This window comes from Campylobacter sp. 2018MI34 (genome assembly GCF_016598975.1).
Lineage (GTDB): Bacteria > Campylobacterota > Campylobacteria > Campylobacterales > Campylobacteraceae > Campylobacter_D.
Genome location: NZ_JAENKS010000004.1, coordinates 24,683 through 50,290 on the forward strand (window position 1 = coordinate 24,683; position 25,608 = coordinate 50,290).

At 25.3% G+C, this 25,608-nt stretch carries 27 protein-coding genes and 3 pseudogenes; 25 read left to right on the top strand and 5 right to left on the bottom strand.

The genetic code is table 11. The features are described 5' to 3' along the window. Window positions 1–3: 3 nt before the first annotated feature. The 9 genes from JG676_RS02130 (at window position 4) to JG676_RS02165 (ending at window position 8,139) form a co-directional block, all read left to right on the top strand. Window positions 4–267 (top strand): cytochrome c oxidase, cbb3-type, CcoQ subunit, encoded by a 264-nt coding sequence (locus tag JG676_RS02130; RefSeq protein ID WP_200169864.1) that lies wholly within the window; start codon window positions 4–6, stop codon window positions 265–267. Then, window positions 267–1,133 (top strand): cytochrome-c oxidase, cbb3-type subunit III, encoded by an 867-nt coding sequence (gene ccoP / locus JG676_RS02135; protein ID WP_200217173.1) that lies wholly within the window; start codon window positions 267–269, stop codon window positions 1,131–1,133. Before JG676_RS02130 ends, ccoP begins: the two co-directional genes overlap by 1 nt. Further along, the gene (locus tag JG676_RS02140) at window positions 1,133–1,354 is read left to right on the top strand and encodes a DUF4006 family protein (RefSeq protein WP_200169866.1); all 222 of its coding nucleotides are present in this window, start codon (window positions 1,133–1,135) and stop codon (window positions 1,352–1,354) included. The genes ccoP and JG676_RS02140 overlap by 1 nt, the downstream gene beginning before the upstream one ends. Then, a complete protein-coding gene (locus JG676_RS08905) occupies window positions 1,347–1,448 on the top strand; it encodes a hypothetical protein (protein WP_234126382.1) in 102 nt (33 codons plus the stop codon). Before JG676_RS02140 ends, JG676_RS08905 begins: the two co-directional genes overlap by 8 nt. Next, window positions 1,445–2,035 (top strand): hypothetical protein, encoded by a 591-nt coding sequence (locus JG676_RS02145; protein ID WP_200169867.1) that lies wholly within the window; start codon window positions 1,445–1,447, stop codon window positions 2,033–2,035. The genes JG676_RS08905 and JG676_RS02145 overlap by 4 nt, the downstream gene beginning before the upstream one ends. After that, a complete protein-coding gene (locus tag JG676_RS02150) occupies window positions 2,028–2,537 on the top strand; it encodes a FixH family protein (protein ID WP_200217174.1) in 510 nt (169 codons plus the stop codon). The genes JG676_RS02145 and JG676_RS02150 overlap by 8 nt, the downstream gene beginning before the upstream one ends. Then, complete coding sequence (locus JG676_RS02155) at window positions 2,537–4,918, top strand: PD-(D/E)XK nuclease family protein (protein ID WP_200217175.1); 2,382 nt, start codon at window positions 2,537–2,539, stop codon at window positions 4,916–4,918. Before JG676_RS02150 ends, JG676_RS02155 begins: the two co-directional genes overlap by 1 nt. Next, entirely contained in the window at window positions 4,915–7,659 is a 2,745-nt protein-coding gene (locus JG676_RS02160; RefSeq protein WP_200217176.1) for a RecB-like helicase, read from the top strand. The genes JG676_RS02155 and JG676_RS02160 overlap by 4 nt, the downstream gene beginning before the upstream one ends. A 198-nt stretch (window positions 7,660–7,857) precedes the next feature. Further along, window positions 7,858–8,139: a DUF805 domain-containing protein gene (locus tag JG676_RS02165; RefSeq protein WP_200217177.1), complete on the top strand. Its 282-nt coding sequence runs from the start codon at window positions 7,858–7,860 to the stop codon at window positions 8,137–8,139. A gap of 281 nt (window positions 8,140–8,420) precedes the next feature. On the opposite strand, the gene JG676_RS08910 is transcribed toward JG676_RS02165, so the two are convergent. From JG676_RS08910 to JG676_RS08925, 5 genes and pseudogenes are all read right to left on the bottom strand, one after another. Continuing rightward, entirely contained in the window at window positions 8,421–8,540 is a 120-nt protein-coding gene (locus JG676_RS08910; protein WP_373563792.1) for a WG repeat-containing protein, read from the bottom strand. Continuing rightward, complete coding sequence (locus JG676_RS08915; protein WP_246801782.1) at window positions 8,513–8,776, bottom strand: hypothetical protein; 264 nt, start codon at window positions 8,774–8,776, stop codon at window positions 8,513–8,515. The genes JG676_RS08910 and JG676_RS08915 overlap by 28 nt, the downstream gene beginning before the upstream one ends. A gap of 150 nt (window positions 8,777–8,926) precedes the next feature. Further along, a pseudogene (locus JG676_RS09190) lies at window positions 8,927–8,998 on the bottom strand (WG repeat-containing protein); the annotation flags it as partial. Between the two features lie 33 nt (window positions 8,999–9,031). Beyond that, on the bottom strand, window positions 9,032–9,307 hold the full coding sequence (locus JG676_RS08920; RefSeq protein WP_246801783.1) for a DnaJ domain-containing protein: 276 nt from the start codon (window positions 9,305–9,307) through the stop codon (window positions 9,032–9,034). After that, window positions 9,255–9,482 carry a hypothetical protein gene (locus JG676_RS08925; RefSeq protein ID WP_246801784.1) on the bottom strand — a complete coding sequence of 76 codons (228 nt, stop codon included), beginning with the start codon at window positions 9,480–9,482 and terminating at the stop codon, window positions 9,255–9,257. The genes JG676_RS08920 and JG676_RS08925 overlap by 53 nt, the downstream gene beginning before the upstream one ends. Window positions 9,483–10,012: 530 nt before the next feature. Here JG676_RS08925 and rplM point away from each other — a divergent pair. The 16 genes and pseudogenes from rplM to JG676_RS02255 all read left to right on the top strand — a co-directional run bounded on the left by rplM (window position 10,013) and on the right by JG676_RS02255 (window position 25,586). Next, window positions 10,013–10,438 (top strand): 50S ribosomal protein L13, encoded by a 426-nt coding sequence (gene rplM, locus JG676_RS02180; protein WP_131163121.1) that lies wholly within the window; start codon window positions 10,013–10,015, stop codon window positions 10,436–10,438. Between the two features lies 1 nt (window position 10,439). Further along, a complete protein-coding gene (gene rpsI, locus JG676_RS02185) occupies window positions 10,440–10,829 on the top strand; it encodes a 30S ribosomal protein S9 (protein WP_131163122.1) in 390 nt (129 codons plus the stop codon). Between the two features lie 233 nt (window positions 10,830–11,062). Further along, complete coding sequence (gene nifJ / locus JG676_RS02190) at window positions 11,063–14,620, top strand: pyruvate:ferredoxin (flavodoxin) oxidoreductase (protein ID WP_200169875.1); 3,558 nt, start codon at window positions 11,063–11,065, stop codon at window positions 14,618–14,620. Window positions 14,621–14,665: 45 nt separating this feature from the next. After that, on the top strand, window positions 14,666–14,965 hold the full coding sequence (locus JG676_RS02195; RefSeq protein WP_200169876.1) for a transformation system protein: 300 nt from the start codon (window positions 14,666–14,668) through the stop codon (window positions 14,963–14,965). Further along, window positions 14,943–16,358: pseudogene (gene mshL / locus JG676_RS02200) on the top strand (pilus (MSHA type) biogenesis protein MshL). Before JG676_RS02195 ends, mshL begins: the two are co-directional and overlap by 23 nt. Further along, window positions 16,351–16,971, top strand: coding sequence for an ATP-binding protein (locus JG676_RS02205; protein WP_200217178.1), 621 nt, complete (start codon window positions 16,351–16,353; stop codon window positions 16,969–16,971). Before mshL ends, JG676_RS02205 begins: the two are co-directional and overlap by 8 nt. A gap of 1 nt (window position 16,972) precedes the next feature. Next, a complete protein-coding gene (locus JG676_RS02210; protein WP_200217179.1) occupies window positions 16,973–17,548 on the top strand; it encodes a transformation system protein in 576 nt (191 codons plus the stop codon). 78 nt (window positions 17,549–17,626) lie between these two features. Further along, window positions 17,627–19,187, top strand: a pseudogene (locus tag JG676_RS02215) (GspE/PulE family protein). Beyond that, window positions 19,184–20,380, top strand: a complete 1,197-nt coding sequence (locus JG676_RS02220) for a type II secretion system F family protein (RefSeq protein WP_200217180.1) — start codon at window positions 19,184–19,186, stop codon at window positions 20,378–20,380. Before JG676_RS02215 ends, JG676_RS02220 begins: the two are co-directional and overlap by 4 nt. Before the next feature lie 45 nt (window positions 20,381–20,425). Then, window positions 20,426–21,565, top strand: a complete 1,140-nt coding sequence (locus tag JG676_RS02225) for a pyridoxal phosphate-dependent aminotransferase family protein (RefSeq protein ID WP_200217181.1) — start codon at window positions 20,426–20,428, stop codon at window positions 21,563–21,565. Further along, window positions 21,562–22,173, top strand: coding sequence for a pimeloyl-ACP methyl esterase BioG family protein (locus tag JG676_RS02230; protein WP_200217182.1), 612 nt, complete (start codon window positions 21,562–21,564; stop codon window positions 22,171–22,173). The genes JG676_RS02225 and JG676_RS02230 overlap by 4 nt, the downstream gene beginning before the upstream one ends. Next, the gene (locus tag JG676_RS02235) at window positions 22,170–22,859 is read left to right on the top strand and encodes a methyltransferase domain-containing protein (protein WP_200169883.1); all 690 of its coding nucleotides are present in this window, start codon (window positions 22,170–22,172) and stop codon (window positions 22,857–22,859) included. The genes JG676_RS02230 and JG676_RS02235 overlap by 4 nt, the downstream gene beginning before the upstream one ends. A 44-nt stretch (window positions 22,860–22,903) precedes the next feature. Beyond that, window positions 22,904–23,638: a molybdate ABC transporter substrate-binding protein gene (gene modA / locus JG676_RS02240; protein WP_200169884.1), complete on the top strand. Its 735-nt coding sequence runs from the start codon at window positions 22,904–22,906 to the stop codon at window positions 23,636–23,638. Next, window positions 23,635–24,027: a molybdopterin-binding protein gene (locus JG676_RS02245; protein ID WP_200169885.1), complete on the top strand. Its 393-nt coding sequence runs from the start codon at window positions 23,635–23,637 to the stop codon at window positions 24,025–24,027. The genes modA and JG676_RS02245 overlap by 4 nt, the downstream gene beginning before the upstream one ends. Then, on the top strand, window positions 24,028–24,711 hold the full coding sequence (modB, locus tag JG676_RS02250; protein ID WP_200217183.1) for a molybdate ABC transporter permease subunit: 684 nt from the start codon (window positions 24,028–24,030) through the stop codon (window positions 24,709–24,711). Next, the gene (locus JG676_RS02255; protein WP_200169887.1) at window positions 24,708–25,586 is read left to right on the top strand and encodes a sulfate/molybdate ABC transporter ATP-binding protein; all 879 of its coding nucleotides are present in this window, start codon (window positions 24,708–24,710) and stop codon (window positions 25,584–25,586) included. The genes modB and JG676_RS02255 overlap by 4 nt, the downstream gene beginning before the upstream one ends. Window positions 25,587–25,608 lie beyond the last annotated feature (22 nt).

The window sequence follows — 25,608 nt, forward strand, 5'->3', positions numbered from 1 at the left end:
ATTATGAAAGATTTAATAATAATATTTGATGTTTTTAAAAATCTTATTACTTTTAACTTATCTGCCATTTCTAAGTCTGAATGGCAGATTTTTCAAGGTTATGGATTTTTTGTATTTGTTGTTTTTTTAGCTATTGTTTTGTATGCATATTATTTTCATCTTTATAAAAAAGAAAAGATAGGCGAAAGAAATTATGAACAATATGCAAAACTTGCTTTGAATGATGATATTAATGATAGTGTTTTAGAAAGTAAAAGGAGTGCTTAATGCAATGGTTAAATTTAGAAGATAATATTAATCTTTTATCTTTAATAGGTGCAATCTTAATTATTTTAATTACTTTAATAGTTGTAAATAGAATTTTTAAGCAAATTAAAGAGAAAAAGAAAGAAGATTTGGAATTAAGTGAGCATAGTTGGGATGATATAAAAGAATATAAAAATAATATTCCTATAGGATGGTTAGTTGTTTATGTTTTAACTATTGTTTGGGGTATATGGTATTTTTTATGGGGGTATCCTTTAAATTCGTATTCAAGAATAGGTGAATATAACGAAGAAGTAGCTTTACATAATGCTAAATTTGAAGAAAAATTTAAAAATTTAAGCGAACAAGATAGAATCACTATGGGTGAGAATATATTTTTAGTCCAATGTGCAGCATGTCACGGAATTACAGCAGATGGAATGAATGGAAAAGCTCAAAATTTAAATATCTGGGGTTCAGAAGAAGGTATAGTTGAAACAATAAAAACTGGATCTAAAGGAATGAATTTTTCAGGTGGAGAAATGCCAGCTGCTTCTGATTTAGGCATAGAAGATGAGGATATAAAAGCAATTGCTGCTTATGTTGCTAAAGAGCTTTCTGCTATTAAAAAAACAAGTAATGAAGATTTAGTAGCAAAAGGCAAAGAAGCTTATGCAAGTTGTGCAGCATGTCACGGAGAAGATGGAAAAGGACAAGATGGAGCTTTTCCTGATCTAACAAAATATGGTTCAGCTTCTTTTGTTGTAGATGTGTTAAATAGCGGTAAAAAAGGTTTTATTGGTTCTATGCCATCATTTCTATCTTTAAATGATATTCAAAAACAAGCCGTTGGTGAATATGTAATTTCTCTTTCAAGGGGTGAATAATGGAAAATATAAAAAGATCAGTATTTTCATTATCTGGAGTAAGTGGTTTATTGATTGCAACTTTACTTTTAATTATCATTTTAGTTGTTCTTACGATATGGGGGATTAAAGCGCAACAAGAAGTTATGCAAAAACCATATACTTTGAAAAATACACAAGAAATTAAAATGCTAGGTTCTAAGGTTGAAGATTTTAAAGCAATAAAGGAAAATAATGAATAAGGTTTTAGAATATTTAGTGGTTATTGGTCTTTTTGTTACAGCGGCTATTACAGCTTGGTCTGTTTTAAGTATCAATCATCTTAATATAGGATGAGAGTACTTTTAAAAGGCATTTTTTTTGCCTTTTTATTCTTTTTTCCTTATAAAATTTTTGCTTTTGATGCAATTATTTTAAATGAAAATGTTTTAAATGATAAAGTGATTAAAGAAATAAATCTTATAGGAAAAGAGCTTTATGATAAAACAGGTATTTTCGTAGGTGTTGCTATAGCAGATCAAACCCCTTTTGAAGACTTATTTAAACTTCAAGAACAGCTTGTTAAACCCAATGTTTTATTAATGCTTTCAAAAATTTCACATAAAGTTGATATTATAGGAACTAAAGATTCTTTGCTTTTTTTTGATAAAAATAAGGTTTTAAGTCCTTATCCTAGCACAGGAACTATATTGCCCATTCTTGTTTCTAATAAAGGAAAAGATATTTATAACGCTGCTGTTTTAAATGGATATGCTGATATTTGTGATAAAATCGCAAAATATTTCAATCTAGAGCTTGAAAATTCTATAGGCAATGCAAATCGTGATACTATAAATATTTTAAGAATTTTAATTTATGGGTTTATTTGTTTTTCATTGCTTTATTTTGTGCAAAGAAAAATGAAGAGGAAGAAAAATGGTTAAAAAAACTTTTTGGCCTTATGGAATTTTACTTTCTATATTAGCTATTATTATAGCTTGTATTGCAACAATCATTATAGCAAGTGATTATCCTGTATATGAGGATAATTTTTATTTTGATACCTATCAAAATGTAGAATCAAATTTTAATAAAATTCAAAATAATCAAAAACAATTTGATGAAAATTTTAAATTATATATTAAGGATAAAGAAAGTTTTATATATAAAAATAAATCAATTTATTATATCAATGAAGGGCAAAATGAATTTAGAATTTTTATTAAAAATTTAAAAAATTATGATTTAAATAAACTTCAAATCAAAGCCTTGCTCTCACGTCCGCATACAAACAAAAGCGATGAAAAATTGCAAGTAAAATTAGATGCTAATGAATTAGTTTTTGATTTTGATATTAAAGAAAAAGGCAATTGGCAATTATTTTTAAAAATTACTCAAAATGAAAATAGTATAGGTTTTTTTAAATTCTTTTTGCAAACTAAATAATGAGACTTTTTGTATTTAGCTCTTTAAGAGCTTTAAGAAAATATTATGAGGAAAAGTTAAAAGAAAACACTTTAGTAGATCCAGCTATGAGTATAGCTGAGTTTATGCAAAAATTAGTTTTTTCTGAGCATTTTGAAGCTACGCGTTATGAGTGTTTGCTTTTGATGCAAAAAGCCTGTGAGCAAACTAAAAATTTAGAACAGAGTTTAAAAATACCAAGTAATTTTTTTGCATTTTTAAAAAATAATGCTTATTTATTTAGTTTTTTTAAAGAGTTAAGCTTAGAAAAAAAAGATATTAGCGAATTAAAATTTCACGATGCTTATGCACAATATGATGAACATTTGCAAATTTTAGAAGAACTTTTTAAAAACTATTTAACCTTATTAAAAGAACATAATTTATATGATGAAATTTCTTTGCCTTTAAATTATAAAATTAATGTTGATTTTTTAAAAAATTACAATGAAATCATTTTTGATTTTCAAGGATTTTTAAATGCTTTTGAGGTTGAGCTTTTATTAGAAGCTAAAAAACTAATTCCTATTAAAGTGCAATTTAATTGCACTAAGTTTAATAAAGATTTTTTAAGCTCTCTTAGCTTTTTACAAGGGTTTAATTTTAAAGAAAATTATTCTTATTTATTTGATTTAAATCAAAATCAAATTTTAAAAGAATACTCTTTTTTAAAAGAAAATAAAATTAGCTATAAAAGTTTTAATTTAAGAACTTTACAAGCAGCTTTTGTTTTTGAAAAAATTAATACTTTTTTAAAAGCAGGTATTAGTGCAAAAGATATTGTAGTGATTACACCTGATGAAAAATTTGTAGATATTTTAAGATTGTATGATAAAAATAATGTTTTAAATTTCGCAAGCGGAGAGAGTATTAAAAATACACATTTTTATCACAAATTAAGAACTCTTTATGAAAGTGCTAAAGATGATGAGTTTGAATATAAAATAAATGATGATTTTTATAATGAGCAAAACTTAAATAAACATTTGTGCAATTTGTATTTTTTTTCCAGTGTAGATTTTCAAGAATTTAAAAAACTTTTTAATGAAAATATTTCTTTTGAATTTTTTGAAAATTTTATATCTCAATTATTAGAAAATAGTGAAAATGAATTAAAAGATTATGTTATCAAAGAGCTTATTTTTATCAAAGAGCTTATTAAAACTCATAAGCTAAACTTTGCACAAATTTTAGAATTATTTTTTATGCAAATTGATAATATAAAATTAAGCAGTGTGGGTGGTGGAGAAGTTACCGTTATGGGTCTTTTAGAAAGTAGGGGGCTTAGCTTTGATGGGGTGATTATAGTTGATTTTAATGATGATTTTATCCCAAAAAGAGTTTCAAGTGAATTATTTTTAAATAACGAAATCCGTAAAAAAGCAGGACTGATTACACATAATCAAAGAGAAAATCTACAAAGACATTATTATTATACATTAATAGCTAAAGCAAAATTAGTAGGTATTTCTTTTATAGAAAATGAAGAAAAAATCAAATCAAGATTCTTAAATGAACTCGAATTTACTTTATATGAAGATAAAATTTATAGCAATAATGCTTATTTAAAATATTTTCATACCTATCGATGCTCTTTCAATCTTGAGCCTATTACACACATAAAAGCTAAACATAATTATTTTAAAGAAAATCTATCTTATTCAAGGCTTCATCTTTTGATTAATTATGGCTTAGATTATTATTATAAATATGTTTTATGCTTAAAAGAGCCAAAAAATTTAAATGATACACTCAAAGCAAATGAATTTGGAAGTTTTATCCATAAAGCTTTAGAAATTTATTACACTCAAATTTCAAACAATCATTTTGATTATGAAGCTTTTATGCAAGTGGTTAAAAATATAAAGCAAAACAACATAGATGCATTAAATCTTGCTCTCATTGAGGCTATATTTAAAGAATTTCAAATACTTGAAAATGAACATTTTAAACAAGGTTATATTGTAAAAGAACGCGAATTCCCTTTACTAAGGGAATTTATCACAGATAATGGAGTAAAAATTAATACCTTTGGACGCTTAGATAGGATAGATTGTAATGATGAAGAAAAAATGATTATAGATTATAAAAGCGGAAAAGCAGATGATAAATCCTATCAACTTGCTTTTTATAAGTTTTTATTAGAGGGTAAATATCCATTAGAAAATATAAAAGCTTGTTTTTATGATTTAAAAAATATTAAGATTATAAATGAGAATGCTCAAAGTAAAAGTGTGCAAGAGCTTGAAGATTTATTTAGCAAGCTTGCCAAAGAGCCTTTAGAAAAAGAATTTTACAATCAAAAAAATGACAATATTTATAGTCCTTATACTATGCTTTATAAAAAGGAGTTTAAGCTTTGAGTTCTAAGTTTGAACCTTTTTTAGCCCTAGAAGCTAGTGCAGGAAGTGGAAAAACCTTTGCTTTAAGTGTGCGTTTTGTCGCATTAGTTTTAATGGGTGCTAAAATCAATGAAATTTTAGCACTTACTTTTACCAACAAAGCTACAAGTGAGATGAAAGAAAGAGTTTTTAAGACTTTTTTAGAATTTGATATGCTTGAAAATGGTGAAGATAAAGCGGAATGTAAAGAACTCATGAAAATGCTAGATAAAAGCAAAGATGAACTTATGGCTTTAAGAGAAAAATATAAAGAAGATTTTTTAAGATCAAAACTTAATATCTACACTTTTGATAGTTTTTTCTCTCAAATTATTCGATCTTTTGCTTTAAATTTAGGCTTTATGAGTGATTTTGAAATCATACAAAGTCAAGATAGTTATAAAAATTTTATCAGTAAATTAAATAAAGAAGAATTAAATACTTTAGCATATTACATAATCCAAACTAAAAGTAAAAGTGATTTTTTGAAAAATCTTGAGAGTTTATATGAAAAATCTTGTGAGATTAAAACTATTAAAAACGTTCATTTTCCAAGCAAAACTTCTTTAGAAGAAAGTCTTAATAAATTTATAACTTATGCAAAAACTTTAAGCACTGATAAAAATTATCAAAAAAATTTTAATTTTGAAAATATAGAAGATTTTTTTACCAAGCCTATTATTTGTAATTTAGAAAAAAAATACTTTGAAAAAATCATTGATAGTGAGTTTTTGCAAAAAAGAGCTGAGTTTTTACAAAAGGTAAAAGAGTATTTTATCCAAATGGAAAATTATCGCATCAATATACTTGCTAAGCTTTTAGCGCATTTTAAAGAAGCAAGAAATGAAGATAATATTAAGCAAAATGCTTTAACTTTCTCAGATATAGCCTTAAAATGCTATGAGTTAATTAGTGATGAGGCAAATAAAGACTTAATTTATTTTAGGCTTGATGGCTATATTTCACATTTATTAATCGATGAATTTCAAGATACCAATGTTTTACAATATCAAATTTTAAAGCCTATTATAGCTGAACTTGTTTCAGGTGAGGGTGTGAAAAAGAATAGAAGTTTTTTTTATGTAGGGGATAAAAAACAAAGTATATATAGTTTTAGAGGAGGTAAAAAGGAGCTTTTTGATAAACTTTTAAAAGATTTTCCACAAATTAAATTAGAACATTTAGATACAAACTATCGCAGTAAAAAACTTATAGTTGATTATGTAAATGAAGTCTTTAAAGATAAATTCTTTGATAGCTTTAATAGATCTAGTTTTACTTTGCAAAAGAGTGTTAAAGAAGGGGGATATGTAGAAATTTTACAAAATCAAATTGCTTCAAAAAGCACTTTGTATCAAGCAAGTGGTAAGGAAGTTTTAAAGATTATTCAAAAACTTTTAGAAAAAGGAATTAAACTTAGTGAAATTTGTATTTTAGTATGGATTAATAAAGACGCTACTTTAATGAAAGAATTTCTTGAAGAAAATGGCATTAAAGCTTATACACAAAGTAGTGTTACTTTAATGGATTGTATTAGTGTAAGGGTGCTTTTTGAATATGCTAAAGCTTGTGTGTTCAAAGATGAATTTAGTTTATATTTTGTAAATAGTATTTTAGAAAAAGATCTTACTTATACTGAGCTTGATTTAAATCGTAGCGTGGGTGAAATTTTAAAATATTTAGTTCATATCTTACAACTTGATTTAAGTGATATAAATTTAATCGCGTATTTAGAGTATGCTAGCACTTTTGATAATTTTATAGATTTTTTATTTTATCCTTGCGAATTAAAATCTTTACAAGCCCAAGATGATGGAGTAAGTATTATGACTGTGCACAAATCCAAAGGGCTTGAATTTGAAAATTTAATCGTCCTTGATAGACTTAGCAAAGGTAGCAATGAGGCTCAAACTTTGATGTTTGAATATGATTTAGAACAAGGTTGGGAAGTAAAATACAGACATAGTGTAAGAAAATATCTAGAAGATGAAAACTATAATTCTTTTTTAATGAAAAGAGAAAAACTTCAAGCAGAAGATGAGGTAAATTGTTTATATGTAGCATTAACTAGGGCTAAAAATTCTCTTTTTATTATAAAAAATGATGAAAGTTTTAAAACTTTTAAAAGTTATTTTAAAGACTATGAAGAAAAACAAATTGGCATTTTAGAAAATAAAGTTCAACATCAAGAAAAAAGTTTAAAAAATTTAGAACAAATTGAAGAATTTGAACAATTTCAAAAGGTAAATTTACAAGAGGTTAAAATAAAAAGCCAACTTTTTAGCAAGCAAATTCATTTTGGTTTAGCTTTGCATGAATTTTTACAATATTTTGATTTTAATACAAAAAATAATTATGAATTTTGCAAACAAATGATATATAAAAAATATCGCTTTTTCTTAGATGATGAAAGTTTTAAAGATCTTTTTAAAAGGCTTACTATGCTTTTAGAAAATGAAAATTTTAATAAACTTTTATCGCAAAAAACACTATTAAAAGAGCAAATCATCACTTATAATGGCGAGCAAAAACAACTAGATATGTTAGCACTTAGTGATGATGAAGCTATCATTATAGATTATAAAACAGGTTTAAATTTAAATGAACATAAAAAACAAGTTTTACTTTATAAAGAAGCCATAGAAAAAATCTTAGCTAAGACTTCTACTAAAGCATTTTTGGTATATGTTTTAAAAGATAAAGTGGAAATTATAAAAATATAAAAAAATATATAAATAGACCACAATAAAAAGTTTTTTTAATACTCCAAATAATGATTTTTAATCAACAAAAACAGAAATTTATTGACAAATTATATATAATTTATATTATTAGTAAGGAGTAGAGTTTTGGATTATTATTTAAAATGTATTAAAAATTATGCAAATTTTAATGGCAGAGCAACGCGTAAAGAGTATTAGATGTTTGCATTATATAATTTTATCATTTTATTTATTTTTGCTATTTTGGCAAATTATATCTCTAATTTTTTTGCGATAATACTTGGTTTATATTTCATATTTACATTTTTACCAAATTTAGCTGTAAATGCTAGAAGATTACATGATATTAATCTTAGCGGATGGTGGCAACTTATAGGATTGATTCCATATGTATACATTGTTCTTATCATACTTTTTTGTCTTAAAGGTAATGATAATGCAAATAGATTTGGCTTAAATCCATTGCAAGAAATAGAGTAATTTTAAAAAAGTTAAAATATTTTTATTTTAACTTTTAAAAACTGTTCAAATTGCAAAGATTAAAATTATAAACCAATTTATCGAATTTAAATTCTATTATAATCTTCCCCTTTTATCTATAAAACTATATTTTCCATTTTAGCTAATTACAAGTTTAAATTTTAAAACATAAAAAACAAGTTTTACTTTATAAAGAAGCCATAGAAAAAATCTTAGCTAAGACTGTCGAAAGCATTTTTGGTATATGTTTTAAAATAAGAGAAGGTTGAGATAATATCTCTTTAATAATAATATATCGCATCAAATTTAGGTTCAATCACAAACTTCCCATTTTTATCTATAAGACCCCATTTCCCATTTAATTTAACTCCAGCTAATCCTTCCCTAAACTCATAATAAATTTAGGCTCAATTGCAATTTTTCCACTTTTATCTATAAAACCCCATTTATTATTTGACCTTATTATTGAATGTTTAGATATAAATATATTAAAGCAAGCTTCGTTATTTCCTTCATCGCATTTTCTTGATAGATATTTTAAGTATTTTACAGCTAGATTCGTCATTGTTATGACATTTTTTTCAAGGCTATTTATATAAATTCTGCTATATTTTCCACCATAAAAATACTGATACACACTTGCTGAAGCTATCAAAAATAAAATCACTACACTAGCTATGAATTTATTTTTGTGCTTTATGATGAATTCTTTTCTTTGTTTTAGTTTCTTTTCTCTTTTTTCTTAGGCTATTTTTCTTTCTTCTTCGATTTTTCTTTTTCTTTCTTGTTATAATTTCTCTTTGGCTTTTGGATCGTATAAATTATTATTTCCGCATTCTTTGCAGAATTTAGCTATATCTAAATTTTCTTTATGACATTTATTGCATAAGCATTATATACCTCTTGCTTTTTTGATGATTTCATAAGCTAGATTGATTTTTCTCATCATTTCTTGAGCTATTTTTAAGAGCTTGGGAGGAATTTCTTTAGAATTAAGACTATCATAATGATACTCCTTGGCTAATTTTCTATAATTTTTTTTGATAGTTTCAAAATCGTCATTGATTTGACATTGTAAAATTTCATAAGCTTGTTCTAAAGTGATTTTAAATTCTTTATCTTCTTGTTTTTGGTAATTTTTTTGTTTGTTTTTTTTGATTAAAATCATAAATTTGCTCATATCTTAGTTTTATTTCTCTAAAGCTTATAAGATTTAATCTAAGTCCTATGATGATATTTTCCATTAAGGTACTTTCATTTGCACTTATTTTTTTATCAAAATATATAAGATCAAGTAGCAAACAAATCAAAAAATTTGCTTCTTTTGCATTTAAAATACGCATACTAGAGCAAAGTTATCGATACTTCTATCTTTATTTCTCTTGCTTAAAAATCCTTGCATAAGTACTTCTAAATCCATTATACTCTTTAGAGTAAAACAAATCTATTTTATCAAGCAAAGAAGATATAAATTTGGATAATTCTTTTGTGATGATTCTATTACTACTTTTGCCATTTTTGCTAAAAATGCTATTATAATGGTAGGATTTTTATTATAATATAATCAAATCTTTGTTTAGTTGAATGACTTAACTCAGCTCCACAATATACAAAATTTTGCATCTTTTTCTAGGACACTTTTAAAACAAAATTTGCAAGTTATTAAATCTTGTAATTTAAATTTTGAAAATAACAAAATAAAACCTTATTTTTAAATAAAATAAAATTTATTTTAACTATAAATTACTTAAATAATGATATTTTAAAAATTTAATTTTAGTTATTTACAAAGCTTTAGATATTCTTAAATTAAGTTATTTATAAGTTTATTTTAATATAATCACAATTTAAAATTTTTGGCAAAGGTAAAATAATGACAAAGATAACAAAGCCAAACGAAGTAAAACGTGAATGGATCGTTTTAGATGCTGAAGGAAAGCGTTTTGGTCGTCTTTTAACAGAAGTAGCGACTATATTAAGAGGTAAAAATAAACCTTGTTATACTCCAAATGTTGATTGTGGAGATTATGTTATAATCATCAATGCTTCTAAGGCAGTTTTTACAGGAGCTAATAAAGCAGAAGATAAACTTTATCACAGACATTCAGGATATTTTGGAAGTGTAAAAAGTGAAAAATTTGGTGATTTATTAGCAAAAAATCCTGCAAAATTATACAAATTAGCAGTTAGAGGTATGCTTCCTAAAACAAATTTAGGAAGAGCAATGCTTAAAAAATTAAAAATTTATGCGGGTAGTGAGCATCCGCATACAGCACAGCTTGCTAAAGAAGGAAAATAATATGGCAACAATTTATGCAACAGGAAAAAGAAAAACAGCTATTGCAAAAGTTTGGTTAAAATCAGGAAGCGGAAAAATTAGTGTAAATGGTATCGATTTAAATACTTGGCTTGGTGGACACGAGTCGATTAAACTTAAAGTAGTTCAACCTTTATTGGTTACTAAGCAAGAAACTTCTATGGATATTCGTGCTATAACTTTAGGTGGGGGATATAGTGCTCAAGCTGAAGCTTTAAGACACGGAATTTCAAAAGCTTTAGCAGCTATGGATGCAGACTTTAGAGCCTTGCTTAAACCAAAAGGCTTGCTTACTAGAGATAGTAGAAGCGTTGAGCGTAAAAAATACGGACGCAGAAAAGCAAGAAGAAGTCCGCAATTTTCTAAACGTTAATAATTTTAAAACATTATTATTTAAAATTATTAGTTATATTCAATTAGTATTATTAAATTTAATACTAATTGATTTTTAATATACTATTAATATTTTTTAAATAACTACAAAGTTAAAACTTCAATTTTATACTCTATTAAAGCTTTTTTAATTTATTTTTAATTTTTGTTAAACGCCTTTTAAGAGAATTAATAGTAAATTTTTTACAAAATATAAAATTAAGGAAGGTCTTAATGAGTAAAGTAATGAAAACAATGGATGGAAATGAAGCAGCTGCTTACGCTGCTTATGCATTTACTGAAGTAGCAGGAATTTATCCTATTACTCCAAGTTCTCCTATGGCTGATTATACTGATATATGGGCATCTCAAGGAAAAAAGAATTTATTTGGTGTTCCTGTTAAAATTGTTGAAATGCAAAGTGAAGCTGGTGCTGCCGGATCAGTTCATGGATCTTTACAAATGGGAGTTTTAACAACGACTTATACAGCTTCTCAAGGTTTACTTCTTAAAATTCCAAATATGTATAAAATAGCTGGTCAGCTTTTACCAGGTGTAATCCACGTTGCAGCAAGGGCTTTAGCTTCTCAAGCACTTTCAATTTTTGGAGATCATCAAGATATCTATGCTGCAAGACAAATAGGTTTTGCTATGCTTTGTTCACACTCTGTTCAAGAAACAATGGATTTAGCAGGTGTTGCTCATTTAGCTGCAATTAAAGGTCGTATTCCATTTTTACATTTTTTTGATGGTTTTAGAACAAGTCATGAAATTCAAAAAATAGAAGTTATGGATTATGCACATTTTGATCGTTTGCTAGATAGAAAAGCTCTTTTAGAATTTAGAAATGCAGCTTTAAATCCTGAAAATCCTAAAACACGTGGAACAGCGCAAAATGATGATGTTTATTTCCAAACTAGAGAATTAAATAATCGCTTTTATGACGCCCTGCCAGATGTTGTTAATGAATATATGCAAGAAATTACCAAAATCACAGGTAGAGAGTATAAACCTTTTGTTTATTATGGTGATGAAAATCCAGATAGAATTATTGTTGCTATGGGTTCATCTACTCAGACTATCGAAGAAGTTGTTGATCATTTAAATTCAAAAGGAGAAAAAGTAGGTCTTTTAAAAGTTTATCTTTATAGACCATTTAGTTTAAAATATTTCTTCAATGTTATGCCAAAATCTGTTAAAAAAATAGCAGTGCTTGATAGAACTAAAGAGCCAGGAAGTTTAGGAGAGCCTCTTTATTTAGATGTTAAATCTGCTTTCTATGGAAAAGAAAATAGTCCTATCATAGTAGGCGGTCGTTATGGACTTTCTTCAAAAGATGTGGATCCTGCACAAATTATTACAGTGTTTGAGAATTTAAAACAAGATAAACCAAAAGATGGTTTTACAATCGGTATTGTAGATGATGTAACACATACGTCACTTCCTTGTGGAGAAAAAATTTCTTTAAGTGATGAAAGCACAATAGAATGTTTATTTTATGGTCTTGGTGCTGATGGAACCGTTGGAGCAAATAAAAATTCTATTAAAATTATCGGAGATAAAACAGATTTTTATGCTCAAGCTTATTTTGCTTATGATTCTAAAAAATCTGGTGGTTATACTAGAAGCCATTTAAGATTCTCTAAAAAACCTATTCGTTCAACTTATCTTGTTTCTACTCCTCACTTCATAGCTTGTTCGGTAGCAGCTTATCTAGAAATTTATGATGTTTTAGCAGGGATAAGAAAAGGAGGAACTTTCCTTTTAAATAGTATTTGGAATGCTGAAGAAACTATAAGACAACTTCCTAATAAAGTTAAAAAAACTTTAGCAGAAAAAGAAATTAATTTTTATATTATTAATGCAACTAAACTTGCAAGAGATATAGGACTTGGAAATAGAACTAATACTATTATGCAATCTGCTTTTTTCAAATTAGCAAATATTATCCCTTTTGAAGATGCACAAAAATATATGAAAGAATTTGCTTATAAATCATATAATAAAAAAGGTGATGCTATTGTAGAAATGAATTATAAGGCTATTGACGTTGGAGCTGATGGTCTTGTAAAAATAGAAATTGATCCTTCTTGGAAAAATCTTGATATTAGCGAGAAAGAAGGAGTTAGTGCTTATAAAGGAACTGAATTTGTAGAAAAAATCGTTAAACCTATGAATGCTGCCAAGGGTGATGATTTGCCTGTTTCAGCATTTTTAGGTTATGAAGATGGAAGTTTTGAGCATGGAACTACAGAGTATGAAAAAAGAGGTGTTGGTGTAATGGTTCCTAGATGGATAGAAGCAAATTGTATCCAATGTAATCAATGTGCTTCTGTTTGTCCTCACGCAGTAATTCGTCCATTTTTAATTGATGATAATGAAATGAGTAAGGCTCCAAGAGGGGTAAAAGAACATGCCTTAGAGGCTAAGGGAACAAAAGGTGAAAAACTTAGCTTTAAAATTCAAGTTTCACCACTTGATTGTACAGGTTGTGAGCTTTGTGTTCATGAATGTCCTACTAAAGAAAAATCTTTAGTTATGGTTCCACTTCAAGAAGAAATAGATTTTGGTGAGCAAGAAAATGCTGATTATCTTTTTAAAGAAATTGTTTATAAAGATCATATCTTAAATAAAGAAAGCACTAAAGGAGCTCAATTTTCTCAACCATTATTTGAATTCCATGGAGCTTGTCCAGGATGTGGAGAAACTCCATATATCACTTTAATCACAAGATTATTTGGTGAAAGAATGGTTATAGCTAATGCAACAGGTTGTAGTTCTATTTATGGAGGTTCAGCTCCTTCTACTCCTTATAGAAAAAGTGTTAAAAATGGTCATGGTCCAGCTTGGGCGAATTCTTTATTTGAAGATAATGCAGAATTTGGTCTTGGAATGAAGATTGCAACAGAAAATACACGCAATAGAATTGAGCATATTATGAATGAAAATATGCAAAATGTTCCAAATTCTTTATCTGCTCTTTTTAAAGAATGGATAGCAAATAAAAATGATAGCATTCTTTCTTTTGAAGCTAGAAATAAATTAATTCCAATTTTAGAGCAAAATAAAGACATTAAAGCTGTAAAAGAAATTTTAGAGCTTAAGCAATTTTTAGGAAAAAAATCTCAATGGATTTTCGGTGGAGATGGTTGGGCCTATGATATAGGTTATGGCGGGCTTGATCATGTTTTAGCAAGTGGAGAAAATATTAATGTTTTAGTTTTAGATACTGAAGTATATTCAAATACTGGAGGTCAAAGTTCTAAAGCTTCAAGAACGGGTGCGGTAGCACAATTTGCAGCAGCAGGAAAACCTATACAGAAAAAAGATCTAGGGCAAATTGCTATGACTTATGGTTATATTTTTGTTGCACAAGTAAATTCAAATGCAAATTACAATCATTTAATTAAAGCATTAATAGCTGCTGAGGCTTATGATGGTCCTTCTTTAGTTATTTGTTATTCTCCTTGTATAGCTCATGGTATCAAAGGTGGTCTTGGATATTCAGGAGAGCAAGGTGAGCTTGCTACAAAATGTGGATATTGGCCTATTTATACTTTTGATCCACGTTTAGAAGAAGAAGGCAAAAATCCTTTAAATATAGCAAGCAAAGAGCCAGATTGGGATTTATATGAGCAATTTTTAATGAATGAAGTGCGTTATAATTCTCTTAAAAAAGCTAATCCTGATCACGCTAAAGAATTATTTGAGCGCAATAAAAAAGATGCACAAAGAAGATATAGACAATTAAAACGTATTGCAATGTCTGATTTTAGCAACGAAAAAGAGTAAAAATTTTTGAAAAATCTTTTTTACTTTTTTCTATTTTTTACTGCAGTGTCAGCAAGTTCAGATTTTGAAGCTTATTTTGATTCTTTAAACAAAAAAGAATCAAAATTTAATTTCTCTAGTCTTCAAAATCCTTTTTTTAATCCAAATTTTAATGAGATTCAAAATTTAAAAATTCAAGCTATTTTTTTAAATAAAGTTAAAATTAATAATACATGGTATAAAGAAGAAGATAAAATTAATGAAGCAAAAATTAAAAAAATAAAATCTGATAGAATTATACTTGAGTATGATGGGTTTGATATAGTAGCAAAGCTACGTACAAATGATAAAATTTATATTGATTAAATTTTTAATCTTTACTTCTTTTGTTTATGCAATTGATTGCCAAAAAAGACTTTTTAATATAAAATCTAGCGAGAATTTAACTATAAAAGAAAGCTTAGAAGAACTTTCAGATTATTGTTCATTTAGTATTATTGTTAAAGATAAATTAGCTAAAGAAAAACTTTTACAAACTCAAATAATCAATATAAATCAAATGACCTTGGAAGAAATTTTTAAATTTTTTCTTGAAGATAATGATTTAAATTATAATTTTAATGGAAAAATTTTAAAAATATCAGCCATTGAAACAAAAATGTTTAAAATTAGTTATATAAGTTCTATACGAGAAGGACAAAGTATTACAAAAGCTTCAGTAGATGCTAAGCCAAAACAAGCTGAATATATCCAAAATGAAGATATAGAAGATAATATGATTAAAAGTATGGAAAAATTTGATTTTTGGAAAAATATCGAACAAGAAATTACAGCACTTTTGTACAATACTTATGATGAAATAGAAGTTAAAAAACCTATTATTAATTCTAATGCTGGAATTATTATAGTAAGTGGAATAAGGACTCAATTATTAAAAGTTAAAGATTATTTGCAAAAACTTGAACAAAGACTTAAAAAGCAAGTTATTATTGAGTAAGTATTATTGCTGTATCTTTAAACAAAAGCCATTCTAGTGGAATTAATTGGCAAAAATTTAATATAGATTTTAGTTCTAAAACCAATGATGGAAAAAATTCTTTTATAGGAGTTGAAAATAACAAAGGTTTTGTTAAAAATTTAGGTTTTAGGGCTGATTTAAATTTTGATTCTATTTTAAATTTTCTTTCTCAAAATGGAAAAACGAAAGTTTTATCAAATCCCAAACTTATGGCATTAAATAATCAACAAGCCATTATTTCTATCGGAGATACAATCAATTATCAAGTAAAAGATACATCCAAAGGGACTGAAAATGGAACAACAGTAAGTGAAAGTTTTAGTAATTATTCTATTTTTATAGGAATTTTACTCAATATCCTACCAGAAATTTCTGATGATGGCAAAATAATGCTTAGAATTAATCCAAGTTTAAGTGATTTTAAATATCTAGAAGATAATCAAAGACAAAAAGAACCAAGAACTATAGCACCTGATACCATACAAAAAAAAGCTTTCAACTGTTGTACAAGTTGAAAATAATCAAACACTTATTTTAGGAGGTTTAATCAGTCATAATCAAAATAAAGATGAAAATGAAGTTAATTTCTTTTCAAAAATTCCTTTAATAGGAGAGTTTTTTAAATCAAGTGATGAGCTTTCTAGTATAAATGAAATAGTATTTATTATAACACCTATTTTAGTAGAAAATTCTATAAATACCCCAAGTTTAAAAGAGTTAGGATTTAAACATTATGAATGATGTTATTAACATTAAAAATCAAGATTATATTTTAAATCGTATAAAAGAAGAGCTTTTAAAACAAAAAAGTTTTATATTGTTGCTTGGTAAAAGTGGTAGTGGAAAAAGTGTTTTACTCCAAAAATTAGCTAAAAATTTTAAAAATTTAAAATTTAATGGAATTTTTAAAAATAAAGAAGAATTTGAAGAGTTTTTAAAACCTTATATCAATAAAAAAGAAAATATTGTTGTTTTTCTTGATGAAATAAGTATATATGATAATGATTTTTTAGAGCTTATAAGAATTTATAGTGATTTAAATATAAGTTTTGTTTTAAGCTCATACAAAAAGCCTTTAATTTTTAAAAAAGAGCATTTTAAAAGCCGTATTCATTTTGAGTTTTATCTTAAAGAATTAAACTTAGATGAACTTAGAGCTTATATCAGTGATAAATTTAATATTAGCTTGTGCAAAAGCGATCTTAAACTGATAAAAAAATATTATAGTGCTAATTTAAGAAATATTGATAAAGTAATTAAAGGTTTTAAAGAATTTAAAAATTTCTTTAAAAATAGTAAAAAAGAAAATTATCTTTTAAAGCTTAGCCTGTTTGAAAATAATTTGTTAGGTTAAAATGCAAGAGCGTGTAAAAAAACTTGAATTAGAATATAAAAAATTCTTAATTAAAAAATATTTGAAGTATTTTTTATCTTTAATATTTTGTTTATCTTTAATATTTTGTTCTTATTTTATTTTTAATGAAATTCAAAAAAAAGAAGTTTTATTAAAACAAGTATTAAAAGAAAAACAAGATTTAGTATCAAAACTTCAAAAAGCTAAAATACAAGAAGAAAAAAATAAAATTATTAAAGAAAAACTTCGAGAAACAAATTTAAATCAATTTGAAAAGAAACAAGAATTGCAATTTGAAATTTCATCTATGATTTACAATTTATCAGTTTTAAAAAATGAATTTTACAAATCTCCTAGTTTTGACAAAGCTTTACTTTTATCAAAAATGTATTATCAAAACAAAGATTATGAAAAATCTATTTTTTGGTCTTTAAAGGCAAATGAGATAGATAAAAATCATAAAGAACCTTGGTTTTTATTTATTAAAGCTAAGGAAGCTTTAGGTGAAAATGATGAGGCAAAAAGAGCTTTAGAAACTTATAAATTTTATTATGAAATAGAAGTTGATAAATTTTAGGACTTATATTTGGAAAAAGAATTTTTAGAAAAATTAAAACTATTGGGTTTTAAAGAAGAGAATTTGGATTTTGAAAATATTAAATTTAAAGAATTTTTATTTAATTCTTATGTAAAAGATGAAATTAGCATTGATGAGCTTTGTTTAAATTTGAATATAGATTATAATGATTTTTTAAAATCTTTGGCTAATTTTTATAATCTTGATTTTTTTGAATGGAAAGAATTTGATGATAAGCTTAAAGTATCGCTTTCTCATGAAATTTTATTAAATTATCAAATTTTACCTTTTAAAATAGATGATAAATTTATTTATATAGCTTCTTTTAAACCTTGTTCGTTAGAAGTTTTAGAAAAAATTCAGAGATTTTTTAAAGATAAATTTGTAAAAAATATTTTAGTTAATCACATTGAATTAAAAGCTAAATTGCAAAAACTTAAAATTTTAGCACGACTTCAAGAACTAAGCTTAAAATTAAAAGAAGAGTTAGCCAATAATATAAAAAAAGATGATAAAAGTTCTATTAATCAAATTTTTGATTTTTTAATTTATGAATCCATTAAATTTTGTGCCAGTGATATACATATAGAAGCAAGGGAAAAAGATGCTTTAATAAGATTTCGTATTGATGGAATGCTTAATTATTTTTGTATTTTAGATAAAGAGATTTATCAGGCTTTAGTTTTTTATATCAAATTTTTAGCTAATTTAAATGTAGCAGAATTTAGAAAAGCTCAAGATGGAAATTTTGAGTTTGAAATTGATAAAGAGCATTATGATTTTAGAATTTCAACTCTTCCTTTAATGTATGGAGAAAGTGTTGTTATAAGAGTTTTAAAACACGATTTAAATTTATTAGATCTTAATAATTTGAGTTTTAATAAATTAGAATTAGCACTACTTCATAAAAATATTAATTTTCCACATGGTATGATTTTATTAACTGGTCCTACTGGGAGTGGAAAAAGCACTACTTTATATGCTTGTTTAAATGAAATTAAGTCCATAGAAAAAAAGATCATTACTATTGAAGATCCTATCGAATACAAAATGTCTCTTGTCCAGCAAATTTTATTAAATCCTAAAGCAGGACTTGATTTTCATAATGCTTTAAGGTCTATTTTAAGACAAGATCCTGATATTATTATGATAGGTGAGATTAGAGATGAGCAAAGTCTTGACATAGCTATTAAATCAGCTTTAACTGGACATTTAATTTTAAGCACTTTGCATACAAATAATGCTATTTCAACTCTTACGCGTTTAATAGATATGAATGTAAAACCTTATCTTTTAGCCTCTAGTTTAAATTTAATTATTGCTCAAAGACTACTTAGAAAACTTTGTCCTTATTGCAAAAGACAAAGTGATAAAAAATATAAAGAATTTGATGGTATTTTCTATGAAAGCAAGGGTTGTGAATATTGTAATTATAGTGGTTTTTTTTGGAAGACAAATGGTTGTTGAGGTTTTAGATATAAATGATGATATAAAAGAACTTATTAGAATGAATAAAGGAGAAAAACAAATTTTAGAATGTGCAAGAAATAATGGCTTTAAAAATATGTTTGAAAATGCTCTAGAAAAGGCTAAAGAAGGTCTTATAAGTTTAAATGAGATTATAAGAGTTTTAGGATGAAAATTTATGAGCTTAGCTTTTTGAAAAATGGAGTAAAAGCTAAAAAAATAATTAAAGCTAAAAATCTTAATACAGCTCAATATTTAGCCTTAAAACAAAATTTAAATATCTTAGAGCTAACAGAACTCAAAAAAGAAAGTTTTAGTTTTTTTAAAATTTCAAACCAAGATTTTATTTTATTTTTTAAAGAATTTTCTTTTTTACTTGAAGCAGGTTTGAGTGTTTTAGAGGCTTTAGCGGAGCTTGAAAAAAGTTCTTTTAAAAAAGAACTTAAAAAAACAATAAAAACTATAGATGAAAATTTAAATTTAGGACAAAGCTTAAGTGAGGCTTTTAAAAATTCTCATTTTAACTTAAGTCATAGTGAATTAGCTCTTATAAAATTAGCTGAAAATACTGGAAAACTTTCTTATATTTTCAATCAAATTGTTTTAATAAGACAAAAAATCACAAAAGCAAAAAAATCTTTTACCAAGTCAATTAGATATCCTTTAATAGTGTTAATATCTATTTTTATTTCTTTTATCTTTTTAATTTTATTTGTTATTCCGGAATTTAAAGATTTATTTGATAATTTTAATATAAAACTTCCTTTAATCACGCAAATTTTACTTCAAACTTATGATTTTTTACATTCTTATTTTTTTCTTATTTTAGTTTTAGTTTTTATATTTATGTGTTTATTTGTGATTTTTTATAAAAAATTTTATTTTTTTACTTTAATGAGTGATTATTTTTTTCTTAAAATTCCAATTATTTCCAAACTTATTTTATATTATCAAAATTATCATTTTTTTAGTGTTTTTTCTTTACTTTTAAAAAGTGGAATTTCTTTAAATAAAGCTTTAGAATTTGCTATTTTTGGAGTAAAAAATGAATTTTTAAAAAATAAATTAACTCAAATTTTATCTTTACTCGAGCAAGGTTTAGAATTAAGCGAAGCTTTTAGAAGGGTTAAAATTTTTGATCCTTTGGTTATTTCTATGTTAAATATTGCTATGAAAAGTTCTAAACTTGATATTTTAAGTGAGCAAATTGCTTTATTTTATGAAACTAAACAAGAAAACATAATGGAAAAAATATTAAGTTTGATAGAGCCTTTTATGACTTTATTTGTAGCTTGTTTAGTGCTTTTATTAGCCTTGGGTATATTTTTGCCTTTGTGGGAAATTAATAATATTCACTCTTTTTAAGAGTTAAATAAGATATAATTTAATTTTTAGATTTTAGGGAACAAAATGCTTGATGATATTTTTACCACTCTTAAACAAAATTATAATTTTAGAGTTTTATCTCATTTAAAACACGATAATTGTTTTGTTTATAAAGAAGGAAAAAAACTCTTAAATTTAGCGTCAAATGATTATTTGGCTTTATCTTATGATAAAAATTTAATAGAAGAATTTTTAGATAATTTAAAAGAAAAATATAAGTATTTTTCTAGTTCAAGCTCAAGAAGTTTAAGTGGAAATTTTGAAATTTATGAAGAATTTGAAGAATATCTAAAAATGCAATTTCAAGGATTTGAAGTTTTACATTTTAATAGTGGCTATCATTTGAATTTATCTTGCATAGCTGCTCTTGCAAGTGTGCCTAAAACACTTTTTTTAGCAGATAAATTTATCCACGCAAGTATGGTAGATGGTCTTTTGCTTGGAAAAGCACATTTTTTTAGATTTAAACATAAGGATATAAAAGCTTTAGAAAATTTAATACAAATTCATTATGATAAATATGACAATATTATTATTTTAAGTGAAGCTTTATTTAGTATGGATGGAGATTTTAGCGATTTAAAAGCTTTATGTGCTTTAAAACAACGCTATAAAAAAATCAAACTTTATATAGATGAAGCTCATAGTGTAGGTTGTTTTAATGATAATGGTTTGGGATTAGTTAAACATTTGGGATTTGATAAAGAGATAGATTTCTTAGTTTTTACTTTTGGCAAAGCTGTAGCTTCAATGGGGGCTTGTATTATAACACATAAAGAATTTAAGGATTTTTTTATCAATAAAGCTAGAGCTTTTATTTATTCTACAGCTTTAGCACCTATTAATGTGGCTTTTACTCTTTTTATTTTTAAAAAAATGAAAGAATTTAAAGAAAAAAGAGAAAATTTACATAATTTAGCTTTTCTTTTCAAAGAAAAATTTGCACAAAAAAAATATGAAATTTTAGGGGATGCGTATATTATTTCTTTAGTTTTAGGTGATAATCTTAAGGCTTTAAATATTGCTCAAATTTTAGAAAATCAAGGTTTTTTTGCTCCTGCTATTAAAGAGCCTACTGTGCCAAAAAATACTGCTAGAATTCGTTTTTCTTTACACGCGGGCTTAAGATTGGATGATATTGAAAGGATAATAAATATTTTATGAAATATGAATTTTTACATCAAAATTCACATTCAAATGAGTTGATTTTATTTTTTGGAGGTTTTGCTTCTCATCCTAGTCATTTTTCGCATTTAAAATCAAGTAAAAATGTTTTAATGTGTTTTGATTATGAGGATTTAAGTTTTAAATTTGATTTGAATGTTTTTGATAAAATTACTCTTATAGCTTTTTCTATGGGGGTTTGTGTAGCTTCAAAATTTTTAAAAAATTATAAGTTTGATAAAAAAATTGCTATTAATGGCACTAATTTAGGCATAGATGAGATAAAAGGTATTCATCCTATTATCTTTAATAAAAATATTAAAAAATTTAATTTAGAAAATTTTAAACAATCTTTATTTAAAGAAAAAATAAATTTAGCTAAAGATTTTATCTTTAAAGAAGAAAATTCTTTAAAAAATGAACTTAAAGAACTTTTAGAATTTGCTCTAAAAAATAAAGAAGATAATTTTGTTTGGGATAAAATTTATTCAAGCGAAAAAGATGAAATTTTTCCACAAAATGCTTTAAAAAATAGTTTTAAAGCCTTGATTTTTTTAGATGAACCTCATTTTTCTTTTTTTCATTTTAAATCTTGGGATGAATTTTGAATTTTTTAAAACCTAAAGTTGTTTATAAAGAACAAGCTAAAGTTCAAGAATTTATGGCTAACAAGCTTTGTTTAAAACTTTTGAATTTAAAAAGAAATTATTTTCGTAGAGTATTTGAATTTGGCTGTGCTAGGGCAGAACTTAGTCAAAAACTTGAAAAAATTATTTCTTTTGATGAATATATTAAAAATGATATTTTAGATTATGGAGTTGATTTTAAGGTAGAAATTTTTGATATGAATGAAATTGCTTCTCATCCTTTAAGCGAGCAGAAATTTGATCTTATAATTTCCAATGCAACTTTACAATGGCTTGATTTAAAACATATTTTGCCAATTCTTAGTAAAATGTTAGATGAAAAAGGTATTTTACTACTTTCAACTTTTGGAGAAAGAAATTTAGAGCAAATTACTCAAAGTACGGGTTTTTCTTTAAAGTATTATAGTGTATTAGAATTAGAGCAAATTTTTAAACAATATTTTTTAAATGTTGAAATTAAAGAAGAGTTTAAAACTTTAGAATTTAAAACTCCTTTAGAAGTTTTTAAACATTTAAAACTTAGCGGAGTAAATTCTTTGGGATATTATTTTTTAGGGAAAGATTTTTTAAAAGAATTTGAACAAAAATTTCATAATTGTTTAACTTATCACCCAATTTTTATTTTATGCAAAAAATACATAAAATAAAAATTTTATGTTATAATGTTTTAAATTTTTAAAAAAGGGAATTAATGGTAAGAATAATTTTTTTGGCTATTTTCTTTTGTGTTTTAAATTTAAATGCAGAAAAAATTAGTGTATTTGTAGCATCAAGTGCCTCTAAAGCAATGGGTGAAATTAGAGAAGAGTTTTTGAAAAAATATCCAAATAATGAAGTAGATCTTGTTTTTGGAGCTTCTGGTAAGTATTATCAACTTTTAAAACAGGGTAGAGAATTTGATTTATTTTTTTCAGCTGATGAAAAATATGCATTAGAGATACAAAAAGATAATAATGCTTTAACACCGCCAAAAATCTATGCATTAGGTGTTGTTGTGCTTTATTCTTTAAATGAAGATTTATTAAAAGATGGAATTAAAAATTTAGATAAAAAAGAAATCAAACACTTAAGTATAGCTAATCCAAAATTAGCTCCTTATGGTGTAGCTTCAATTGAAATTCTTAAAAATCTTAATCTTTATGAAGCTCTTAAAGATAAAATTATATTAGGTGATAATATTTCTCAACCTGTAATGCACGTTGATAGTGGCGTAGCAGATGTTGCTTTGGTTGCTTACTCTTTGGTTTCTAAAGATCCAAAAGGGAAAGTTGCCTTTATAGATAGTAAGCTTTACACTCCTTTAAAACAATCATTTGTAATTACAAAATATGCAAAAGATAAGGATCTTGCTTTTAAATTTAGTGATTTTGTTTTAAGTGATGAAGGAAAAACAATTATTAAAAAATATGGTTTTAATACTTTATGAATATTTTAAAAGCAAAAGTACTTGATATCTTTTATAAAGATGATATTGCAATGATAAAACTCGATGTTAAAGATGAAATTTTTAACGTTTTAATGCTTGATTTTAATTCTTTAGATCATTTAAAACCTAATTCTTGTGTAGAATTACTTTTTAAAGAGCATGAGCTTAGTTTTGGAGAGTTAAATACCAAAATCAGTATAGAAAATGTCTTTAAAGCAAAACTTATAAGAATTAAAAAAGGTGCAATTCTTTGGCATATATTTTTTGATTTTAAAGGTTTTTTGATTAGTTCTATTATTAGTGCTAAAAAAGCACAGGAGTTGAATTTAAATGAAAATGAAGAAAAGCTTTGTTTTGTAAAAGCAAACGATATAATTTTGAGAACTTAAATGTTTGATAATGATTTTTTACAAACTTTATGGCTTACTTTTAAGTTAGCTTTTATTACAAGTTTTATTTTATTTTTTATAGGTATAGCTTTAGCTTATCTTTTTGCTTTTGTAAATTTTAAATTTAAAAGTATTTTTCAAGTTTTGGTTTCAATGCCTTTAATTTTACCTCCTAGTGTTTTGGGCTTTTATCTTTTAACCACTTTTTCGCCTAATAGTTTTTTAGGAAATTTTTTAAAAGAATATTTTAATATCTCTTTAGTTTTTAGCTTTGAAGGTCTTGTTTTGGCTTCTGTGATTTTTTCTTTACCTTTTATGGTGAATCCTTTGCAAAGTTCTTTTTCTTCTATAAATTCTAATTTAATCCTTGCTTCTTATACTTTAGGAAAAAGTAAATTTATTACTTTTTTAAGGGTGATTTTACCTAATTCAAAATTGGGAATTTTTACAGGTTTTATTATGGCTTTTGCACATACTATAGGAGAATTTGGTGTTGTAATGATGATAGGAGGGCATAAGAAAGGAGAAACTTTAGTTGCAAGTATAGCTATTTATGATGAACTTGAAGCATTAAATTATTCTTTGGCTCATCAATACGCTTTTACCCTTTTTATTTTTTCTTTTTTAATACTTTTAAGTATTTATTTTATTAATAAAAAATTTATATCACAGGTTAATTTATGATAAAAATTAATATTAAGCATACAATTAAAACTTCCAAAAAAGATATTCATTTGGAATTTAAAGCTGATATTAAAAAAGGATCTATAAGTGCTATTTTTGGAGAAAGTGGAGCTGGAAAAACAACTTTATTAAAAATTATATCAGGGCTTATAAAGCCTGATTTTGGTTATTTAAAAGTAGATGATGAAATTTATTTTGATAGTACTAAAAATATTAATTTAGCTATACAAAAAAGAAAAATCGGTTTTATGTTTCAAGATTATGCTTTATTTCCCAATATGAATGTTAAAGAAAATCTTTGTTTTGCCACTAAAGATAAAGCAAGAGTAAATGAACTTTTAGAACTTATGAATTTAAAAGAGTTTGAAAAATCTTATCCAAAAGAACTTTCAGGAGGACAAGCTCAAAGAGTAGCTTTAGCAAGAGCTTTAGCAATGAATCCTAAAATTTTACTTTTAGATGAGCCTTTGAGTGCATTAGATTTTAAAATGAGAGCTTTTTTACAAGATGAGCTTTGTAAAATTTTAAATCATTTTAAAATTACTACTTTATTAGTAAGTCATAATTTGGCTGAAATTTATAAGTTAAGTGATCAAATTTTAGAATTAAAAGAAGGCAAGATAGTAAAAGATATAAGCACAAAAGATTTTTTTACTCATTCAAATATTAGTGCAAAATTGCGTTTAAGTGCCATTTTACTTGATATTAAAAAAAGTGATATTTTGGTTATTTTAACACTTTTGCTTAATAAAGATCTTATAAAAATAACTCTAAGTGAGGAAGAATTTTTAAAAGATTATAAAGATATTAAAATAGGTGATACATTGATACTTTCTATAAAAGCTTTTAATCCTATTATAGTTGGAAAAATTTAAGGTTTTATCAAAAAATTCTTTA

What these genes read in the sequence shown, in the direction of transcription:
- JG676_RS02130 (WP_200169864.1), top strand. Translation starts at nt 4, where the DNA reads ATGAAAGATTTAATAATAATATTTGATGTTTTTAAAAATCTTATTACT.
- ccoP (WP_200217173.1), top strand. Translation starts at nt 267, where the DNA reads ATGCAATGGTTAAATTTAGAAGATAATATTAATCTTTTATCTTTAATA.
- JG676_RS02140 (WP_200169866.1), top strand. Translation starts at nt 1,133, where the DNA reads ATGGAAAATATAAAAAGATCAGTATTTTCATTATCTGGAGTAAGTGGT.
- JG676_RS08905 (WP_234126382.1), top strand. Translation starts at nt 1,347, where the DNA reads ATGAATAAGGTTTTAGAATATTTAGTGGTTATTGGTCTTTTTGTTACA.
- JG676_RS02145 (WP_200169867.1), top strand. Translation starts at nt 1,445, where the DNA reads ATGAGAGTACTTTTAAAAGGCATTTTTTTTGCCTTTTTATTCTTTTTT.
- JG676_RS02150 (WP_200217174.1), top strand. Translation starts at nt 2,028, where the DNA reads ATGGTTAAAAAAACTTTTTGGCCTTATGGAATTTTACTTTCTATATTA.
- JG676_RS02155 (WP_200217175.1), top strand. Translation starts at nt 2,537, where the DNA reads ATGAGACTTTTTGTATTTAGCTCTTTAAGAGCTTTAAGAAAATATTAT.
- JG676_RS02165 (WP_200217177.1), top strand. Translation starts at nt 7,858, where the DNA reads ATGTTTGCATTATATAATTTTATCATTTTATTTATTTTTGCTATTTTG.
- JG676_RS08920 (WP_246801783.1), bottom strand. Translation starts at nt 9,307, where the DNA reads ATGATTTTAATCAAAAAAAACAAACAAAAAAATTACCAAAAACAAGAA.
- JG676_RS08925 (WP_246801784.1), bottom strand. Translation starts at nt 9,482, where the DNA reads ATGCGTATTTTAAATGCAAAAGAAGCAAATTTTTTGATTTGTTTGCTA.
- rplM (WP_131163121.1), top strand. Translation starts at nt 10,013, where the DNA reads ATGACAAAGATAACAAAGCCAAACGAAGTAAAACGTGAATGGATCGTT.
- rpsI (WP_131163122.1), top strand. Translation starts at nt 10,440, where the DNA reads ATGGCAACAATTTATGCAACAGGAAAAAGAAAAACAGCTATTGCAAAA.
- nifJ (WP_200169875.1), top strand. Translation starts at nt 11,063, where the DNA reads ATGAGTAAAGTAATGAAAACAATGGATGGAAATGAAGCAGCTGCTTAC.
- JG676_RS02205 (WP_200217178.1), top strand. Translation starts at nt 16,351, where the DNA reads ATGAATGATGTTATTAACATTAAAAATCAAGATTATATTTTAAATCGT.
- JG676_RS02210 (WP_200217179.1), top strand. Translation starts at nt 16,973, where the DNA reads ATGCAAGAGCGTGTAAAAAAACTTGAATTAGAATATAAAAAATTCTTA.
- JG676_RS02220 (WP_200217180.1), top strand. Translation starts at nt 19,184, where the DNA reads ATGAAAATTTATGAGCTTAGCTTTTTGAAAAATGGAGTAAAAGCTAAA.
- JG676_RS02225 (WP_200217181.1), top strand. Translation starts at nt 20,426, where the DNA reads ATGCTTGATGATATTTTTACCACTCTTAAACAAAATTATAATTTTAGA.
- JG676_RS02230 (WP_200217182.1), top strand. Translation starts at nt 21,562, where the DNA reads ATGAAATATGAATTTTTACATCAAAATTCACATTCAAATGAGTTGATT.
- modA (WP_200169884.1), top strand. Translation starts at nt 22,904, where the DNA reads ATGGTAAGAATAATTTTTTTGGCTATTTTCTTTTGTGTTTTAAATTTA.
- JG676_RS02245 (WP_200169885.1), top strand. Translation starts at nt 23,635, where the DNA reads ATGAATATTTTAAAAGCAAAAGTACTTGATATCTTTTATAAAGATGAT.
- modB (WP_200217183.1), top strand. Translation starts at nt 24,028, where the DNA reads ATGTTTGATAATGATTTTTTACAAACTTTATGGCTTACTTTTAAGTTA.
- JG676_RS02255 (WP_200169887.1), top strand. Translation starts at nt 24,708, where the DNA reads ATGATAAAAATTAATATTAAGCATACAATTAAAACTTCCAAAAAAGAT.